The organism is Burkholderia sp. AU31652 (genome assembly GCF_002223155.1).
In the GTDB taxonomy this organism is placed as follows: Bacteria; Pseudomonadota; Gammaproteobacteria; order Burkholderiales; family Burkholderiaceae; genus Burkholderia.
In genome coordinates, this window is sequence record NZ_NKFG01000005.1 from 1,351,303 (window position 1) to 1,367,762 (window position 16,460).

Below are 16,460 nucleotides of genomic sequence, written 5' to 3' on the forward strand. Positions count from 1 at the left end.
ACGGCAACACGGCAACACGGCAACACGGCAACACGGCAACACGGCAACACGGCAACACGGCAACACGGCCCGGTTGACACCGGGCCGCGCCATTCATTCCACCTTCACTTTCTCCCATCCGCCGACCTGCGGCGCCGCACAGGCGCGCAGGCACTCGATCGTCGCGGCCACGGCCGCGCGATTCGCGCTGTCGGGGTGCCAGTACATCGACACCGCGCCCTGGCCCTCGAGCTGCATCGGCAGGATCCGGATCGCGTTCAATTGCGCGAAGCGCTGCGCAGCGCGGTGCGATGCCACGCCGAGCAGGTCGGTGTTGTTCAGCAGCGTGAGGTTGAGGATCGACGAATTCGATTCGACGCAGTGCGGCGGCCGCACGCGGCCGGCGGCCGACAGCGCGGCCTCCAGCGCGTTGTGCACGGGCGTGCCCGACGGCCACACGATCCACGAGTAGGCGAGCACGTCGTCCCAGCCGACCGACGTTGCACCGGCGAGCGCGTGGCCGGGCCGCGCGACGAACACGACCGGATCGACATACAGCGCTTCGGCATGCAGCAGCGGATCGACGGAGGTCGACCCCGAGCGGCCCACGACGATATCCAGTTCGCTGCGTGCGAGCTGCGGCATCAGCTGGTTCATCGTGCTTTCGGTCATCCGCACCTGCGCTCGCGGCATCCGTTTCAGCAACTGCGACACCGCGAGCGGCACCGTGTCGGCCGCCGCCACGCCGGACGTGCCGATCGTCACGAGGCCGCTGCCGCCTTCCCGCAGCGCAGCCATGTCGTCACGTGCGACGTCGAGCTGCGCTTCGACGCGGCGCGCATGCTCGATCAGCGCTTCGCCGTACGGCGTCGGCCGCAGGCCGCGCGCATGCCGTTCGAACAGCGGCAGCCCGACATCCTCTTCCAGTTCCTTCAGCCATTTCGACAGCGCGGGCTGCGTGGTGGCGAGCGCGACCGCCGACTGGCTCAGATTGCCGGTGCCGGCAAGGCTCAACAGTACCTGCAGATGCCGCAGGCGCAGCCGGTAGGTCCAGTCCATCGCATGCCTCGTCGCGAGTAGGTATATCCAGAAACATATGGATCAGATGATTTGACCATTTTACCGGGTATGTCTTGGTCGAATATAAATCCACTAACGGACTGCAGCACGGTTCCCGCCCCGACATAGCGCCGACGCCGATCGGCCGACTCCAAGGAGACATCATGACGACCCACCCGGACGCGTCGCGCGCCGCCTACTACGCACGGATCGCCGAGCAACGCCTGGCGCCGCTGTGGGAATCGCTGCACAACCTCGTGCCGAAAACTCCGCAGCCGGCCGCGCAGGCCGCGATCTGGAAGTACGCGCAGGTGCGCGACCTCGTGATGCAGGCCGGCAGCGTGATCAGCGCGGAAGAAGCCGTGCGCCGGGTGCTGGTGCTGGAGAACCCGGGGCTGCCCGGCAAGTCGAGCATGACGCCGACCCTGTACGCGGGCCTGCAGCTGATCCTGCCGGGCGAGATCGCGCCAAGCCACCGGCACACGCAGTCGGCGCTGCGCTTCATCGTCGAAGGGCGTGGCGCGTGGACGGCCGTGAACGGCGAACGCACGACGATGCATCCGGGCGACTTCATCATCACGCCGTCGTGGGCTTGGCATGACCACGGCAACCCGTCGGAGGAAGCGGGCGGCGAGCCGGTCGTATGGCTCGACGGGCTCGACATCCCGCTGCTCGCGAATCTCGACGCAGGCTTCGCGGAGAACTACCCGGAAGCCGTGCAGCCGGTGAATCGCCCGGAAGGCGACAGCTTCGCGCGCTTCGGTCACAACATGGTGCCGGTGCGGCATCGCGTGAGCGATCCGACGTCGCCGGTGTTCAGCTACCCGTATGCCCGCACCCGCGAAGCGCTCGACGCGCTGTACCGGAACGGCGAGCTCGACGCGTGGGACGGCGTGAAGCTGCGCTACGTCAACCCCGCGACGGGCGGCTGGCCGATGCCGACGATCGCGACCTTCATGCAGTTCCTGCCTGCCGGTTTCGACGGCCGCACGTACCGCAGCACCGACGCGACGATCTACTGCGTCGTCGAAGGCCGCGGCACCGCGCATATCGGCGGCGTTGCATTCGATTTCGAGCCGCACGACATCTTCGTCGCGCCGTCGTGGGCGCCGGTGCGGCTGTCTGCGTCGTCCGACAGCGTGCTGTTCAGCTATTCCGACCGGCCTGTGCTGTCCGCGCTGAACCTGCTGCGCGAAGCGCGCGACTGACGCCGGCCGGTTTCGACGATTCGTTTCCCGTTTCCCGTGCGTCGCTGCGGCGGCGCGCCCCTTCATTCGTATTGACGCTGGAGCCATTCATGACTTTCGTTTTCCCGCCCGAAGCGCCCGTGGCGCTCCCCGTTGCCGGCAGCGACGCGCAGTTCGCGGTACGCCGTGTGTATTGCGTCGGTCGCAACTACGCGGCCCATGCACGTGAAATGGGCTTCGATCCCGATCGCGAGCCGCCGTTCTTCTTCTGCAAGCCGGCCGACTCGATCGTGCCGGTCGCGTACGGCGACACGCTCGACCTCGCCTATCCGTCGCAGACGCAGAACTATCACTACGAAGCCGAGCTTGTCGCGGTGATCGGCAAGGGCGGTTCGGACATCCCGCTCGAGCACGCGCTCGAACACGTGTGGGGCTACGCGGTCGGCCTCGACATGACGCGCCGCGACCTGCAGATGAAGATGCGCGAGATGGGCCGACCGTGGGAAATCGGCAAGGCATTCGACCGCTCGGCGCCGGTCGGGCCCGTGCATCCGGCGAGCGACGTCGGTCACTTCGAACAGGGCGGCCTGTGGCTGACCGTCAACGATGCGACGAAGCAGAAGAGCGACGTGTCGCACCTGATCTGGTCGGTCGCGGAAACGGTGGCCGACCTGTCGAAGTTCTTCCGCCTCGAACCGGGCGACGTGATCTTCACGGGCACGCCGGAAGGCGTCGGCGCGGTGGTCGCGGGCGACGTGATGAAGGTTGGCGTCGAACGGCTCGGCGAGCTGACCGTGCGCGTGGTCTGACGCATCTTCATCGAAAGGCGACATCGTGCAACTGCATAGCTTCTTCAACAGTTCGACGTCCTACCGGGTGCGCATCGCGCTCGCGCTGAAAGGGCTGCCGTACGACACGCTGCCGGTGAACATCCGCACCGGCGAGCATCGCGAGGCGGCGTACGTCGCGAACGTGAACCCGTCGGCCGCGGTGCCGGCGCTGGTCGATGGGGATTTTCGTCTCGGGCAGTCGCTCGCGATCCTCGATTACCTCGACCAGATCCAGCCGACGCCTCGACTGATTCCGCTCGAACCGCACCATCGTGCGCGCGTGCTGGAACTCGCGACGCTGATCGCATGCGACATCCATCCGGTCAACAACCTGCGCGTGCTGCGCTATCTCGACACCGAGTTGAAGGTCACGCCGCAGCAGAAGACCGCGTGGTACCGGCACTGGATCGCGGAAGGGATGGCCGCCGTCGAGCGGCTGCTCGCGCGCGCGGACGACGGCCCGTGGTGCTTCGGCGACACGCCGACGCTCGCCGACGTATGCCTCGTGCCGCAGGTCGCGAACGCGTTGCGGATGGATTGCGACTTGAGCGCGTATCCGCGCAGCCTCGCGGTATATGAACACGCGCGGCACGAGCCGGCGTTCGAGGCGGCGCAGCCGCAGCGACAACCGGATTACGTCGCGTAACACGAAGCAGGAGACAGACATGGGCGAGACACAACACAACGGCCGGCGCGTGCTGGTGATCGGCGGCGGCATCGGCGGGCTCGCGACGGCGCTCGCGCTCGCGCGCCAGGGCATCCGCGTGAAGCTGCTCGAACAGGCCGACCGGATCGGCGAGATCGGCGCGGGAATCCAGCTCGCGGCGAACGCATTCAACGCGCTCGACGCGCTGGGTGTCGGCGAGGCCGCGCGCGGCCGGGCGGTGTTCACCGACTGGCTGCAACTGATGGATGCGGTCGATGCGCGCGAGGTGGCGCGTGTCGATACGGGCGCCGCGTACCGCGAGCGCTTCGGCAATCCGTATGCGGTGATTCATCGCGCGGACATTCACCTGTCGATCTACGAGGCGGTCAAGGATCATCCGCTGATCGAATTCCGGACGAGCACGCAGGTGTGCGGCTTCGAGCAGGACGGCAACGGCGTGACCGTGACCGACCAGCACGGCGAACGTTATAGCGCGGATGCGGTGATCGGCTGCGACGGCGTGAAATCCGCGATCCGTCAAGCGCTGATCGGCGACGCGCATCGCGTGACGGGCCACGTCGTGTATCGCGCGGTGGTCGACGTCGACAACATGCCGCAGGACCTGCAGATCAATGCGCCGGTCGTGTGGGCCGGCCCGCATTGCCATCTCGTCCACTACCCGCTGCGCGGCGGGCGGCAGTACAACCTCGTCGTCACGTTCCACAGCCGCGAGCAGGAAACCTGGGGCGTGCGCGAGGGCAGCAAGGAAGAAGTGCTGTCGTACTTCGACGGCGTCCATCCGCTGCCGAAGCAGATGCTCGACCGGCCGACGTCGTGGAAGCGCTGGGCGACCGCCGATCGCGATCCGGTCGAACGCTGGAGCGAAGGCCGCGCGACGGTGCTCGGCGACGCCGCGCATCCGATGACGCAATACATCGCGCAGGGCGCGTGCCAGGCGCTCGAGGACGCGGTGACGCTCGGTGCGGCCGTCGCCCGGACCGATGGCGACTTCGAGGCCGCGTTCGCGCTGTATGAACGTGTGCGGATTCCGCGCACCGCGCGCGTGCTGTATTCGGCGCGCGAGATGGGGCGGATCTATCACGCTAAGGGCGTCGAGCGGCAGGTGCGCAACGGCCTCTGGGTCGGCCGCACGCAGGCGCAGTTCTACGACGCGCTCGACTGGCTGCACGGCTGGCGCGCGGAGGATTGCCTGAAGTCCGTCGCGTAACGCGGCGCGGTTGGCCGATTCCGGCGGCGCGCATTTCAACGACACGACGCGCGACCGCCTTCCTGGAGGAGACATCATCATGGCCGATACGCTGTCCATCGACGTCAGCGAATGGATCAACCGGCATCGCGTGGCGCCGTTTCAGGCCGCGATCGTCGTCCTGTGCTTTCTGATCGTCGCGATCGACGGTTTCGATACCGCATCGATCGGGTTCATCGCCCCCGTCATCCGCGCGGAATGGGGGCTGTCGCCCGCGCAGCTCGCACCGGTGTTCGGCGCGGGGCTCGCCGGGTTGATGGCCGGCGCGCTCGTGTTCGGGCCGTTCGGCGACCGGTTCGGCCGCAAGCGGCTGCTGCTCGCCTGCGTGGCGTGCTTCGGCATCGCGAGCGCCGCGTCGGCGAGCGCGGGCGGCCTGACCGAGCTGATCGCGTGGCGCTTCGTGACCGGGCTCGGGCTCGGTGGCGCGATGCCCAATGCGATCACGCTCACGTCCGAATACTGCCCGGCGCGGCGCCGTTCGCTGCTGGTGACGACGATGTTCTGCGGCTTCACGATCGGCTCCGCGCTCGGCGGGCTCGCGGCTGCGTCGTTGATCGAACACCACGGCTGGCGCGCGGTGCTCGTCGTCGGCGGGGCCGCGCCGTTGTTGCTGCTGCCGGTGCTCGCGTGGCGGCTGCCGGAATCGGTGCGCTATCTCGTCAACGCAGGTGCGGCGCGCGAACGGATCGCGGCGATGCTGGGGCGCATCGCACCCGATCCGCATCTTGCGAATGCGTCGTTCATCGCGCCCGACGGCAAGCCGGCCGGGTCGCCGCTTGGCCGCCTGTTCGGTGCCGACCTGCTGCGCGGCACGCTGCTGCTGTGGCTCACGTTCTTCATGAGCCTGCTCGTGATCTACCTGCTGTCGAGCTGGCTGCCGACGCTGCTGCGCACGACCGGCGCGACGCTGCAGACGGCCGCACGCGTCACCGCGATGTTCCAGATCGGCGGCACGCTCGGCGCGATCGTCCTCGGCGGCTTGATGGACCGTTTCGATCCGCATCGTGTACTGGCCTGCAGCTATGCGGCGGCCGGTGTGTTCGTCGCCGCGATCGGTGTGTTTGCCGCATCGCCGTGGGGCGCCGCGCTCGCCGTGTTCGCGGCCGGCTTTTGCGTGTCGGGTTCTCAGGTCGGCGCGAACGCGTTGTCGGCCGCGTTCTATCCGACCGAGTGCCGCACCACCGGCGTGAGCTGGGCGAACGGGATCGGCCGTGCCGGCTCGGTCGTCGGATCGATGGCGGGCGGCGCGATGCTCGCGATGGGCGTGCCGTTGTCGACAGCGTTCGCCGTCGTCGCGGTGCCGTGCGTGATCGCGGGGATGGCGGTGCTGGCGCTCGGTGTGGTTCGCGCCGATTCGACGCGCGTAACTGCCGCGAAGGCGATGGCGGGCAAGCAGGCCTGAGCGAAGGAGGGGGCAAGGCCGCCTGCCTCTCCCGGTAAACCGCGGGGAACATCATTATATAAATCAATATAATATTGATTCTTTAATTGTGTCCCTGCGCCGATGAACGACGATCTTTCCACCGGGTTGCCGGAACCCGACCCGATGCGTGCGGCTGCCGAATCGGCCTGCGCGCTGCTCAAGGTGATGTCGAATCCCGACCGGCTGCTGCTGCTCTGCGAACTGTCGCAAGGCGAGCGGTGCGTCAGCGATCTCGAGACGGCGCTGGATATCCGCCAGCCGACCCTGTCGCAGCAGCTCGGCGTGTTGCGGGACAACGCGCTGGTTCGCACGCGCCGCGAGGGCAAGAACATCCACTATTCGCTCGACAGCCCGGCCGCGATCGCGGTGATGGGCGTGTTGTACGAACAGTTCTGCGGCCCGGCCGCGAAGGGGCGGCGCGATGCAGCTTGATGCGCTTCATTTCACGCCGTGGCTGTCGCTGGCCGGCGGCGTCCTGATCGGGCTCGCGGCCGTGTGGCTCGTCGCGTTCAACGGCCGGATTGCCGGCATCAGCGGCATCGTCGGCGGTCTGCTCACGGCACGCGCGGGCGAGCGCGACTGGCGCGCTGCGTTCGTCGCCGGGCTGATCGCCGCGCCGCTTGTGATGTACGTCGCAGGGAATCGTATGACGCCGCTTGTCGATGCAGGCTGGGTCGAACTGGTGGCGGCCGGGCTGCTGGTCGGCGTCGGCACGCGCTATGCGGGCGGTTGCACGAGCGGCCACGGCGTGTGCGGGATGTCGCGCGGTGCGTTGCGCTCGGTGGTCGCGACGGTAGTCTTCATGGTCGCAGGCTTCGCGACCGTCTTCGTGCGACGGCACGTGCTGGGAGGCTGACATGCAGGCAGGATTCGCGTTTCTGGCGGGGCTGCTGTTCGGCACCGGCCTCATCGTGTCGGGCATGGCCAATCCGCAGAAGGTGCTCGGTTTTCTCGACCTGGCGGGCCGCTGGGATCCGTCGCTCGCGTTCGTGATGGCCGGCGCGACGGGCGTGGCCGTGTTCGCGTTCGCCTGGGCGAAGCACCGGACGCGGACGTGGCTCGGCTTGCCGATGCAGTTGCCGGCCGTGCGTGCGATCACCGTGCGGCTGGTTGCCGGAAGTGCGGTGTTCGGCATCGGCTGGGGGATCGCCGGGTTCTGCCCGGGGCCCGCGATCGTGTCGATCGGCTTCGGGTCCGCGAAGGGGATCGTGTTCGTCGTCGCGATGCTGGCCGGGATGGCGGTGTTCGAGTGGGTCGAGCGGCGCAGGGGTGTGCGGTGATGTCGGGGCCGCCGCGTGCCAGGCAGGGTGCGGCGATTGCGCGTGCAGCGCGACGTGACGATCGATGCGATTGCGCGGCATTTCCCGGCCGGAACCCGGATGAACCAGCCGCCGGGCGGGATGCTGCTGTGGATCGCGCTGCCGGACGGCATGCGCTCCGAGGCGCTGTTCGACGCCGCGCTCGCGCACGGAGTCAGGATCGCGCCCGGCTCGATCTTCTCGAATTCCGACCGCTTCGACCGCTTCGACCGCTTCGACGGCTATATCCGGCGCGCTTGCACGCGCGTGTCCGATGCGGCGCACGAAGCGGCATTTGAAACGCTCGGCCGCCTCGTACGGGAAGCCACCGCGGCCACGTAAGCATGGTGTCGGCCGGCCGGGCCAGCGAATTCGCAGGCCCTCCGGCTTTCCGGGCCACCGACGCGGCCAGCCGCCGCCATTTCATCGGCTGGCCGAGTGCGTGGCGAGGTGCTGGCGGATCAACGACAGGTAACGATCGCCGACCGAGAAATCGCGAGCGGCGCGCGGCCGTTCGGCCTGGCGCAGCGTGGCCGGTGCGCTCATGCCCAGATACCGGCATACGGCGGACGGGAAGGGCTTGCGCGTATGCCCGAGCTGGCGAGCCGCGCGCTCGACGCGGGCATCACCGACCTGAGCGCGGAGCCACGCCAGCACTTGGCGATCAGCTTCGTTGACGATACGGACCAGATGTTCCATCGCGCACCTCACTGTTCATAAATACAGTACTGTAAATATAACCAGTGTTTGCGGTGACCGCAAGCGGGTGCGCATGCGGCTGGCCGTTCGGCCAGGGTCAGCGAGCCGGTACGGTGGTTCGCGTGATCCGGCCAGCAGGAGCGGCGGGCGCCACAGGAGCCGCAACCTTCGTGTAGCGCGCGTCAGTCAGCGTGCCGAGGAACGCGACGATGTCGTCGATTTCCGCGTCGCTCAGTGCGGGTGGCGTGCCCGGCCGACGGTTCATCGGCGTCGAGTTGATGTTGATGTTGCCGCGGTAGGCGGCCGGCACGTCGTCGAACGTTCTGGCCCCGTGATACCAGAAGCCCGGGTCGGTCGAGCGCGTGTTGTAGAACGCGACCGCGTCGCGCAGCGTCGTGAACACGCCGTTGTGCATGAACGTCTGCTTGACCGCGACGTTGCGCAGCCCCGGCGTGCGCAGGTAGCCGCACCATTGCGTCGGCTCGGGCCAGCGCAGCCGACGTGCGGTGTCGCACAGCCCGTTGTCGAAATGGCGCGGATCGCGGTTCGCCGGCAGCGCGCGGTTGCGCGGCACCGCGATCGCGTCGTAGCCGAAATCGGTGAAGAGCGAACGCTCCGGGCGGCTCGACGTCTCCGACAGCGTATGGCAGCTCATGCAGTTGCCCTTGTCGGGATTCCGGAACAGCGCGAGGCCGCGCATTTCGGCCGGCGCGAGTGGCTTGCGCGTGCGCAGGAAAACATCGAAACGCGACGTGAACGGCGCCATCTCGTCGCTCTGCAGATAGGCCTCGACGGCCAGGCCCATCGCATGCACCAGTTGCTCGGGATCGCGCCGCACCGGCGCGCCGAAACGTGCGGCGAGATCGGGCGCGAGTTCGGTCGCGTCGACCTTGCGCAGCAGCGCGGCGGGCGACCGGTTGTTCATCTCGTTCGGATCGAACAGCGGCCCGCGGATCTGCTCGGCGAGCGTATCCGCGCGGCCATCGCTGAACAGGCCGCCGAACGGCGACGGCGCGGGTGCGTCGTCATCCTGGTAGAAGTGGCGGCGCGGCACGTAACGCACATAGAGCAGCGACGGCGCGTTGCGCTGGCTGAAACGCCCGGGCCGGCTGCCTTCCGGCACACCGGGCCCCGCGAGCGAGGCGGCCGACAGCGTCGGCGCGAACGCGCGGCCCGGATCGTGGCAGCCCGCGCACGACATGCCGCGCGGCTCGGACAGCCGCGGATCGAAGAAGATCCGGCGGCCGAGCGCGACGAGCGTCGGGTCGGGCGCGAAGCGGGCGGTCGCCGCATCGATCTTGCCCGTCACCTGCGGCGTGCCGTTGCCGATCGTGTCGACCACTCGCGAAGGCGGCGCGCCGGGGAGCAGGACCGTTTCGGCCGGCGCGGCGTGAGCCGCGAGCGTCAGGCCGGTGAATACGACCGCCGTGGCTAGCGTGCGCAGCGTTTGCAGGCCGCCCGCATGGCGGCCGTCACATCGAACCCCTTCACTCACGGCGCAATGAACCCCGTCTTGTCGCAGGCGAGCGTCGTGCCCGACTGGTCGCACGACGCGAGCAGCTTGCCGGCCGCCGAATACGCGTGGAACACCCAGCCGGTCGCCGGGGCGGCGCGACGTTCCATGATCAGGAAGCCGAAGCTGTTGTTGTGCGACAGCCGTTCGATCACGGCGCCCGGTGCGGGCGTCAGGCCGGCCGGGAACGGGTCGGGCAGCGCGACGTCGAGATTGTCGCCGCCGTTGCCGGACACGATCGTCGCCGGATGCCCGGACGAGAAGTTGATTGCCTGGAAGTCGTGCACGTGCCCGTGCAGCGCGACGTGCACGCCGGGCGGGTAGTACGCCTGCGCGTTGAGGCTCGACATCACCGACTGCAGCGCGAGGTTGCCCGGCGCGGGCGTGCTGCCGGCGATCGGCGCGAACGCGAGGATCGGATGGTGGTTCGTGAAGATCGTCGTCGTCATGCCGGCCTTCGACGCGAGCGCGGCGACCGTCTGGAACTGCTTCTGGTAGATGCCGAATTGCGCGTCGGTCGTCTTGAGCGGCGTGCGGCCGACCTTCGCGGTGTCGAACACGATCACCTGCGAGCCGCCGCCGAGCGACACCGCATAGGGTTCCGAATAGTTCGCGTTGTTGTCGTTGGCCGGATCGTCGCACGAGCGCGCGGCCGAATACGGGCGCGGATCGAGGAAGCGGAACCAGCCCTGGCCCGCCCGCGCGCACTCCTCGTGGTTGCCGCGCACGACGACCCATGGCGCCTTCGCGAGCAGCGGCGCGGCCGGGCGGAACAGGTCGGCCTGCCACGTATCCCAGCCATAGCCCCACGGGCTGTCCTTACAGCCGGCGATGTCCGGCGGGCACGCGTTCTCGCGATAGTGGTAGTCGCCGATGTGCATCACGAGGTCGGGCGACAGCTTCGCGACGCTGGCCGCGATCGTGTCGAACGGCCACACCGTCGCGTCGTTGCACGCCTGCCACGCGTTGTCGGCTTTCTTCATGCGGCAGCCGGTATCGGCGATGATCGCGATGCGTTGCGGCTGCGCCTTCGGCAGCGGCAGCGTGCGGCCCGCGACGCTCGCCGCCTGCGCGCCGGCCGGTAGCGTCATCTCGCAGACGGACACCGGGAAGCTCGACGGCTTCGAATCGGACGGATCGCTGGCGGTGGGCCGCTGGGCAAGGGTAGCGGCGCCCGCGCGCACGGCCATGCGCGACAGCTTGCCGTCGACGGTCAGTTGCGGGCACAGCGGATCGCCGGCCGACGCGGGTGTGTAGTTCGTGATGACGCGCGCGATCGCCTGGTTCGACTCGCCGATCTCGACCCATGCGGCCTGGACGTTGGCCGATGCGCTCGCCGGATCGGCCGGCGAATCGATGTGGTTCGAGCACGCCGACAGCGCGGCGAGGGCAGCAAGGGGGGCGCAGCGCACGAGCAGCGCGCGCGTGAGGAGTCGTCGCATGGGAGGCACCGTAGGAAAGTCGTCAACGATACGCAGCGCGAATGTAAGAAATATGAAAAAACCGGGCGCGACAGGGCGCTTGAGCACGGCCCGGGGGCTTGACCTCAAGCCGGCTTGAAGCAGCAAAGTGCGAGGCACGATCAATGAGCCAGAAGGGGAATCGACGATGGAAACCAGCCTGCCCAATGACGAACAATCCGCGCTCTGGAACGGCCCGTCGGGGCGCGCGTGGGTCGACACGCAGGCGCCGATCGACCGGATGTTCGAGCCGCTGGAAAAGTTGCTCGTGGATGCGGCGGCCACGTCGTCCGCGCGCAGCGTGCTCGACGTCGGCTGCGGCACGGGCGCGGTCACGCTCGCGATTGCGCGGCGGCTCGCGGCGGACGCGCAATGCACGGGCATCGATATCTCGGCCCGGATGATCGACGCCGCGCAGGCGCGCGCCGAACGCAGCGGCGTTCACGCCCGTTTCGTGCGCGCGGATGTGCAGACCCACGCGTTCGAGCCCGCGAGCGTCGACCTGATCGTGTCGCGCCTGGGCGTGATGTTCTTCGACGATCCGGTTCGTGCTTTTGAGAATCTGCGGCATGCGGCACGGCCGAATGCGCAGATGCGGTTCATCGCATGGCGCAGCGCGGCCGACAATCCGTTCATGACGATCGCCGAGCGGGCCGCCGCGCCGTTGCTGCCGAACCTGCCCGCCCGGCGGCCCGGCGCGCCGGGGCAATTCGCGTTCGGCGACCGGCAGCGCGTTGCGTCGGTGCTGTCGGATAGCGGCTGGGCGGACATCGCGATCGAGCCGGTCGATCTGGCGTGCGCGCTGCCTGCTTCCGCGCTGGACGACTACATCTCGCGGCTGGGCCCGGTCGGGCTGGCGTTGCTGGAGGTGGACGAGGCGACCCGGCGGCGCGTGGTCGACACGATGCGTGCCGCGTTCGCGCGTTACGTGGAGGGTGCCGATGTGCGCTTCGACGCGGCATGCTGGCTCGTGACGGCGCGGGCACCGTCCGCGTAATGCGTTGCGGTAACGAGGCAGGTCAACGAAGGGCCGGCCGGTTCGCCCCGCGCGTGGCCGTTCGCGCGGGACGAAGCCGGGCCGCGTGACGCACGCGCGTCAGTGTCGCCGCGCGCGCAACATCAACCACGCGCATCCGCCGGCGACCAGGGCGAGACCGAGCAGCACGGCTTCGACGCCGAGCGCAAATCCGGGCGGCATGTTCCCGGTATCCGGCACCGGCGACAGGTTGACGCCCATCGCGATGGCGCCGCCGGCGAGCAGCGCCGCGCAGACGATCCAGTAGACCTTGCCGCGCGGCGCCGCGGCCCGGATTCGCCACAGCGCGATGCCGGCGCCGCCGAGATAGAGCACGGCGAGCGTGCCGAGCGCGATGACGTCGGAGGCGCGGCTTTGCAGGAGTCCGGTCATCGTGCCGCTCCATCGAGGATGGCGAACCGCCACGGCATGGCAAGGGCGGAGCTCATTCGGCCTCCGTCGCATGTCCCGGCGCGCGGCTCAGCAGATGCGTGCGCTTGTCGGCCGCGAGCGACACGTAGCGTTCGTACTGGCGCAGCACATCGGCAATCACTTCGTCGCCGCGCAGGTATTCGACGTCGTAGCCGAGCCGCCCGTCCTCGAAGAACGTGACGATCCCGTACACGTGGGCCCGTTCCGCTTCCGGCTCGGCTGCCTCGCGCACCAGGAACGCGGCAGCGGATTTCACCGTCACGCGCACGCCGTACACGAAATCGCGGTGGTCGGCGGTCGGCACGGTGAGCCGCACGGCATCGTCGCTGTCGCGCTGCACGTTCGCATCGACGCCGCTCGCGCGCAGCTCGTCGGCGACCTTGCGCAACGCGGGCTCGACCGTCTCGGCGACGAACTGGCGCGCTTCGGCTTCGGTCGTCTGCCGCAGGATGTGCGTCAGGCGGTGGCGCCAGTGCTGGCCGGTCCAGAAGCTCGTCGCGGGCGCGATGTCCTGCGAATAGTGCGCGCGGTCGGCCGCGAGCCCGCGCCACAGCCCGTAGCAGAGCGCGAGCATGATGATCGCCACCGGAAGCGCGGCGATCAGCGTCATCGCCTGCAACGCGCCGAGCCCGCCGGCGACGAGCAGCACCGCGGCCGTCACGCCGAGCAGCGCGGCCCAGAACAGCCGTTGCCACACGGGCGAGTGCGCGTTGCCGCGCGTCGCGATCTGGTCGAGCACGAACGCGCCCGAATCGGCGGACGTGACGAAGAACACCGCGATCAGCACGATCGCGACGATCGACAGCCCTTGCGACAGCGGCAGGAAATCGAAGAAGCGGAACAGCAGCGCGTCGACGTTGGTGGCCGTCTGCGCTAGCGCGCCGGCCGCGCCGTGCGTATCGAGCCAGATCGCGCTGTTGCCGAACACGGTCATCCACACGAGATTGAACGCGGTCGGCACGAGCAGCACGCCGATCACGAACTGGCGGATCGTGCGGCCACGCGAGATGCGCGCGATGAACATGCCGACGAACGGCGACCACGATACCCACCATGCCCAATAAAGGATCGTCCAGCCGCCGAACCAGCCTTCCTCGCGCGGCGACGCGTACGCATAGGTGCGGAACGACAGGTCGACGAGATGCGACAGGTACTGGCCGATGTTGTCGCCGAGCGCGCGCAGCAGGAACGACGTCGGTCCCGCGACGACCACGAACGCGAGCAACAGGAACGCGAGCAGCAGGTTCAGCTCGGACAGCCGCCGCACGCCCTTGTCGAGGCCACTCGCGGCGGAAGCACCCGCGAGCAGCACGACCAGCACGACGAGCCCGATGCGGAACGCGTTGCCGCTGGTGTCCCAGCCCACGACCGTGTGCAGGCCGGCGCTGATCTGCATCACGCCGTAGCCGAGCGTCGTCGCGATGCCGGCGACCGTGCCGACCAGCGCGAACGCGTCGACCGTGTGGCCGATCCAGCCGTTGATGCGCTCGCGCAGCACCGGATACAGCCCCGAGCGCAGCGTCAGCGGCAGGTTGTAGCGGAAGCCGAAATACGCGAGCACGAGCCCCATCAACCCGTAGATCGCCCACGCGTGGAAGCCCCAGTGGAAGAACGTCATCAGCATCGCCTCGCGTGCGGCGGCGGGCGTGCCGGGGTCGACGGTCGGCGGCTTCAGGAAGTGCTGCATCGGCTCGCCGACGCCGAAATACATCAGGCCGATACCCATGCCGGCCGCGAACAGCATCGCCGTCCACGACACGAAGCTGAATTCGGGTTCGGCGTCGTCGGGGCCGAGCCGGATGTTGCCGAAGTCGCTGGCGGCGATCAGCACGAGAAACACGAGGAAGCCGGTGACGGCGAGCACGTAGAACCAGTCGAAGCGTGCGATGACCCATTGCTGGCCGGCGGAGAACAGCGCGCCGGCTTCGCTCGGGTGCAGTGCGCACACGACGAGCAGTGCGCCGATGACCGCGAGCGCGGGCAGGACGACCTGCGGCTTGAACGTCGTGCGGGGCGAGGGACGGGAATCTGGCATGGCTGGCATCCAGTTGTGGGCGCAACGAGGCGCGACGCCGCCCGGCGCGCGTGTCGCGCGTCGGACCCTGATACGGCGTGCGTCGAGTGTACCGCGGTGTCAGGACTGCAAGAAGGGGGCATGCAGAAGAGGTGAACCTGACGAATTGTAAGGTATTGGGAGGATCGAGAAAACCCGGGAGGTTCGCCCGGCGGGCGGACGGGGCGCGGCAAACGCCGTGGCGGACGTTTATCGGGCGCCCGGACGGCGCGCGTGGAATGCGGGAAATGCGCGTGTCGTCCGGGGCAGGGGCAGCGCGCCGAAAGCGCTGCCGCGAGGGTTCAGAACGTGACGGCGATCCCGGCCATGCCGACGAACTGGCCGCGCGTCGTCGACGGCGTGAGCTGCTGCGAATCGCCGACGATCGGTGCCGCGTCGATCACGTGGCCCGCGCCTTGCGCACCGAGCGTCTGCCCGCTCGAATGCGTGTACGCCTGCAGCGCATAGAGCGTCGTGCGCTTCGACAGGCTGTACGACTCCTTCAGCGAATACTGCTGGTAGCGGGCCGCACTGTTGATGCCGTTCGCCTTCGACGCGAGCGTGTACGCGAACGCGCCGGCCACCGAGAATACCGGCGTGAAGCGGTACGCGGCGAGCGCGCCGTAGGTGTTGAACACGGCCGTGTCCGTGAACGCGGAGCCGTTGCCGGGCAGGTACTTCACGTTTGAGTAGTTGAGACCCATCGTCAGGTCGCCGAGCGTGTAGTTGCCGGCCGCCGCGACCTGCTCGACGGCCTTCGCGGTCAGGTAGCCCTGGTTCAGCACCGACACCGCGAAGCTGCCCGACGCGGCGGTCGCCGGATTCAGGAAGCCCGCCGACGAGCCCGAGCTGTTGATGCGCAGGTAGCCGGCCGCGACGCCGATCGGCCCGTTCGCATAACGCAGCGCGGCGCTGAACGTGTTGCCCTTGCCGGTCGCGCCGGCAATGCCGCCGAAGGCATACATCGCGCTGGCGGTCAGCCCGGCGAAGGTCGGCGACGTATAGGTGACCGAGTTGTTCACGCGTGTCGTCGTGTCGAGGCCGTCGATGTCACCCGGATGCGCGCCCGTCGCGCCGGTCAGCCAGCTGCTCGACGCGTACGGGCCGACGAACAGGAAGTAGGGCGTGTACTGGCGGCCGGCCGTCATCGTGCCGTAGTGATCGTTGCGCAGGCCGACGAACGCCTGGCGATTGAAGATCAGGCCGGCGGCGGATTGCGCGCCGTTGTTCAGGTTGAAGCCGGACTGCAGGTCGAAGATCGCATGCGTGCCGCCGCCGAGATCCTCGTCACCGCGCAGCCCGAACTTCGACGCATACAGGTTGCCGTCGCGCATGTAGACGTTCGAGTGGCCCTGCTGGTTGTTCACGTACGCGAGCGAATCGTCGACGACACCGTACAGCGTCACGCTGCTCTGCGCGTGGGCGGCGGTCGTGCCGAGCGATGCAGCCGATAAAATCAGGATTGCATAGCGATTGACGGGTGCTTTCATTGACGATCTCCAGATCTCTTCATCTTTTCAAGGGGGGCGGGAGGCTCGGTTGCCTCCTCTGTGGCGGGCGGCGGGCCGCGTGAACGGCCCGTCTTGCGCGGGTGACGCG

The 16,460-nt window shown here is 68.6% G+C and carries 16 protein-coding genes and 1 pseudogene; 10 read left to right on the forward strand and 7 right to left on the reverse strand.

What is annotated here, in order from left to right; genetic code table 11:
- Nucleotides 1–93 precede the first annotated feature (93 nt).
- Nucleotides 94–1,038: a LysR family transcriptional regulator gene (locus CFB40_RS23650; protein ID WP_089432541.1), complete on the reverse strand. Its 945-nt coding sequence runs from the start codon at nt 1,036–1,038 to the stop codon at nt 94–96.
- A gap of 164 nt (nt 1,039–1,202) precedes the next feature.
- On the opposite strand from CFB40_RS23650, the gene gtdA reads away from it, so the two are divergent.
- The 9 genes and pseudogenes from gtdA to CFB40_RS23695 all read left to right on the forward strand — a co-directional run.
- A complete protein-coding gene (gene gtdA / locus CFB40_RS23655) occupies nt 1,203–2,246 on the forward strand; it encodes a gentisate 1,2-dioxygenase (RefSeq protein ID WP_089432542.1) in 1,044 nt (347 codons plus the stop codon).
- Nucleotides 2,247–2,335: 89 nt separating this feature from the next.
- A complete protein-coding gene (locus tag CFB40_RS23660) occupies nt 2,336–3,034 on the forward strand; it encodes a fumarylacetoacetate hydrolase family protein (protein ID WP_089432543.1) in 699 nt (232 codons plus the stop codon).
- Between the two features lie 25 nt (nt 3,035–3,059).
- Nucleotides 3,060–3,701, forward strand: coding sequence for a maleylacetoacetate isomerase (maiA, locus tag CFB40_RS23665; protein ID WP_089432544.1), 642 nt, complete (start codon nt 3,060–3,062; stop codon nt 3,699–3,701).
- Nucleotides 3,702–3,720: 19 nt separating this feature from the next.
- Nucleotides 3,721–4,929 carry a 3-hydroxybenzoate 6-monooxygenase gene (locus CFB40_RS23670; RefSeq protein ID WP_089432545.1) on the forward strand — a complete coding sequence of 403 codons (1,209 nt, stop codon included), beginning with the start codon at nt 3,721–3,723 and terminating at the stop codon, nt 4,927–4,929.
- A gap of 79 nt (nt 4,930–5,008) precedes the next feature.
- Nucleotides 5,009–6,370: an MFS transporter gene (locus tag CFB40_RS23675; RefSeq protein ID WP_089432546.1), complete on the forward strand. Its 1,362-nt coding sequence runs from the start codon at nt 5,009–5,011 to the stop codon at nt 6,368–6,370.
- A gap of 102 nt (nt 6,371–6,472) precedes the next feature.
- Nucleotides 6,473–6,823: an ArsR/SmtB family transcription factor gene (locus CFB40_RS23680; protein WP_089427714.1), complete on the forward strand. Its 351-nt coding sequence runs from the start codon at nt 6,473–6,475 to the stop codon at nt 6,821–6,823.
- Nucleotides 6,813–7,247 (forward strand): YeeE/YedE family protein, encoded by a 435-nt coding sequence (locus tag CFB40_RS23685; protein WP_089432547.1) that lies wholly within the window; start codon nt 6,813–6,815, stop codon nt 7,245–7,247. Before CFB40_RS23680 ends, CFB40_RS23685 begins: the two co-directional genes overlap by 11 nt.
- 1 nt (nt 7,248) lies before the next feature.
- Nucleotides 7,249–7,671: a DUF6691 family protein gene (locus tag CFB40_RS23690; protein ID WP_089432548.1), complete on the forward strand. Its 423-nt coding sequence runs from the start codon at nt 7,249–7,251 to the stop codon at nt 7,669–7,671.
- A gap of 33 nt (nt 7,672–7,704) precedes the next feature.
- Nucleotides 7,705–8,031 (forward strand): annotated as a pseudogene (locus CFB40_RS23695) (PLP-dependent aminotransferase family protein); the annotation flags it as partial.
- Nucleotides 8,032–8,112: 81 nt separating this feature from the next.
- On the opposite strand, the gene CFB40_RS23700 reads toward CFB40_RS23695, so the two are convergent.
- The 3 genes from CFB40_RS23700 to CFB40_RS23710 all read right to left on the reverse strand — a co-directional run bounded on the left by CFB40_RS23700 (nt 8,113) and on the right by CFB40_RS23710 (nt 11,343).
- On the reverse strand, nt 8,113–8,388 hold the full coding sequence (locus tag CFB40_RS23700; RefSeq protein ID WP_011355479.1) for a hypothetical protein: 276 nt from the start codon (nt 8,386–8,388) through the stop codon (nt 8,113–8,115).
- A 97-nt stretch (nt 8,389–8,485) separates the two neighbouring features.
- On the reverse strand, nt 8,486–9,883 hold the full coding sequence (locus CFB40_RS23705) for a cytochrome-c peroxidase (protein WP_179255299.1): 1,398 nt from the start codon (nt 9,881–9,883) through the stop codon (nt 8,486–8,488).
- Nucleotides 9,880–11,343 carry a metallophosphoesterase family protein gene (locus CFB40_RS23710; RefSeq protein WP_089427711.1) on the reverse strand — a complete coding sequence of 488 codons (1,464 nt, stop codon included), beginning with the start codon at nt 11,341–11,343 and terminating at the stop codon, nt 9,880–9,882. Before CFB40_RS23710 ends, CFB40_RS23705 begins: the two co-directional genes overlap by 4 nt.
- Nucleotides 11,344–11,509: 166 nt before the next feature.
- Here CFB40_RS23710 and CFB40_RS23715 point away from each other — a divergent pair, with 166 nt between their 5' ends.
- Entirely contained in the window at nt 11,510–12,358 is an 849-nt protein-coding gene (locus tag CFB40_RS23715) for a class I SAM-dependent methyltransferase (protein WP_089432549.1), read from the forward strand.
- Nucleotides 12,359–12,457: 99 nt separating this feature from the next.
- On the opposite strand, the gene CFB40_RS23720 is transcribed toward CFB40_RS23715, so the two are convergent.
- The 3 genes from CFB40_RS23720 to CFB40_RS23730 form a co-directional block, all read right to left on the reverse strand.
- Complete coding sequence (locus CFB40_RS23720) at nt 12,458–12,769, reverse strand: hypothetical protein (RefSeq protein ID WP_089432550.1); 312 nt, start codon at nt 12,767–12,769, stop codon at nt 12,458–12,460.
- 52 nt (nt 12,770–12,821) lie between these two features.
- Nucleotides 12,822–14,843: a BCCT family transporter gene (locus tag CFB40_RS23725; protein WP_089427708.1), complete on the reverse strand. Its 2,022-nt coding sequence runs from the start codon at nt 14,841–14,843 to the stop codon at nt 12,822–12,824.
- A 320-nt stretch (nt 14,844–15,163) separates the two neighbouring features.
- On the reverse strand, nt 15,164–16,351 hold the full coding sequence (locus CFB40_RS23730; protein WP_089432551.1) for a porin: 1,188 nt from the start codon (nt 16,349–16,351) through the stop codon (nt 15,164–15,166).
- Nucleotides 16,352–16,460 lie beyond the last annotated feature (109 nt).

What these genes read in the sequence shown, in the direction of transcription:
- CFB40_RS23690 (WP_089432548.1), top strand. Translation starts at nt 7,249, where the DNA reads ATGCAGGCAGGATTCGCGTTTCTGGCGGGGCTGCTGTTCGGCACCGGC.
- gtdA (WP_089432542.1), top strand. Translation starts at nt 1,203, where the DNA reads ATGACGACCCACCCGGACGCGTCGCGCGCCGCCTACTACGCACGGATC.
- CFB40_RS23685 (WP_089432547.1), top strand. Translation starts at nt 6,813, where the DNA reads ATGCAGCTTGATGCGCTTCATTTCACGCCGTGGCTGTCGCTGGCCGGC.
- CFB40_RS23725 (WP_089427708.1), bottom strand. Translation starts at nt 14,843, where the DNA reads ATGCCAGATTCCCGTCCCTCGCCCCGCACGACGTTCAAGCCGCAGGTC.
- CFB40_RS23670 (WP_089432545.1), top strand. Translation starts at nt 3,721, where the DNA reads ATGGGCGAGACACAACACAACGGCCGGCGCGTGCTGGTGATCGGCGGC.
- CFB40_RS23710 (WP_089427711.1), bottom strand. Translation starts at nt 11,343, where the DNA reads ATGCGACGACTCCTCACGCGCGCGCTGCTCGTGCGCTGCGCCCCCCTT.
- CFB40_RS23715 (WP_089432549.1), top strand. Translation starts at nt 11,510, where the DNA reads ATGGAAACCAGCCTGCCCAATGACGAACAATCCGCGCTCTGGAACGGC.
- CFB40_RS23675 (WP_089432546.1), top strand. Translation starts at nt 5,009, where the DNA reads ATGGCCGATACGCTGTCCATCGACGTCAGCGAATGGATCAACCGGCAT.
- CFB40_RS23660 (WP_089432543.1), top strand. Translation starts at nt 2,336, where the DNA reads ATGACTTTCGTTTTCCCGCCCGAAGCGCCCGTGGCGCTCCCCGTTGCC.
- CFB40_RS23680 (WP_089427714.1), top strand. Translation starts at nt 6,473, where the DNA reads ATGAACGACGATCTTTCCACCGGGTTGCCGGAACCCGACCCGATGCGT.
- CFB40_RS23650 (WP_089432541.1), bottom strand. Translation starts at nt 1,038, where the DNA reads ATGGACTGGACCTACCGGCTGCGCCTGCGGCATCTGCAGGTACTGTTG.
- CFB40_RS23700 (WP_011355479.1), bottom strand. Translation starts at nt 8,388, where the DNA reads ATGGAACATCTGGTCCGTATCGTCAACGAAGCTGATCGCCAAGTGCTG.
- CFB40_RS23720 (WP_089432550.1), bottom strand. Translation starts at nt 12,769, where the DNA reads ATGACCGGACTCCTGCAAAGCCGCGCCTCCGACGTCATCGCGCTCGGC.
- CFB40_RS23730 (WP_089432551.1), bottom strand. Translation starts at nt 16,351, where the DNA reads ATGAAAGCACCCGTCAATCGCTATGCAATCCTGATTTTATCGGCTGCA.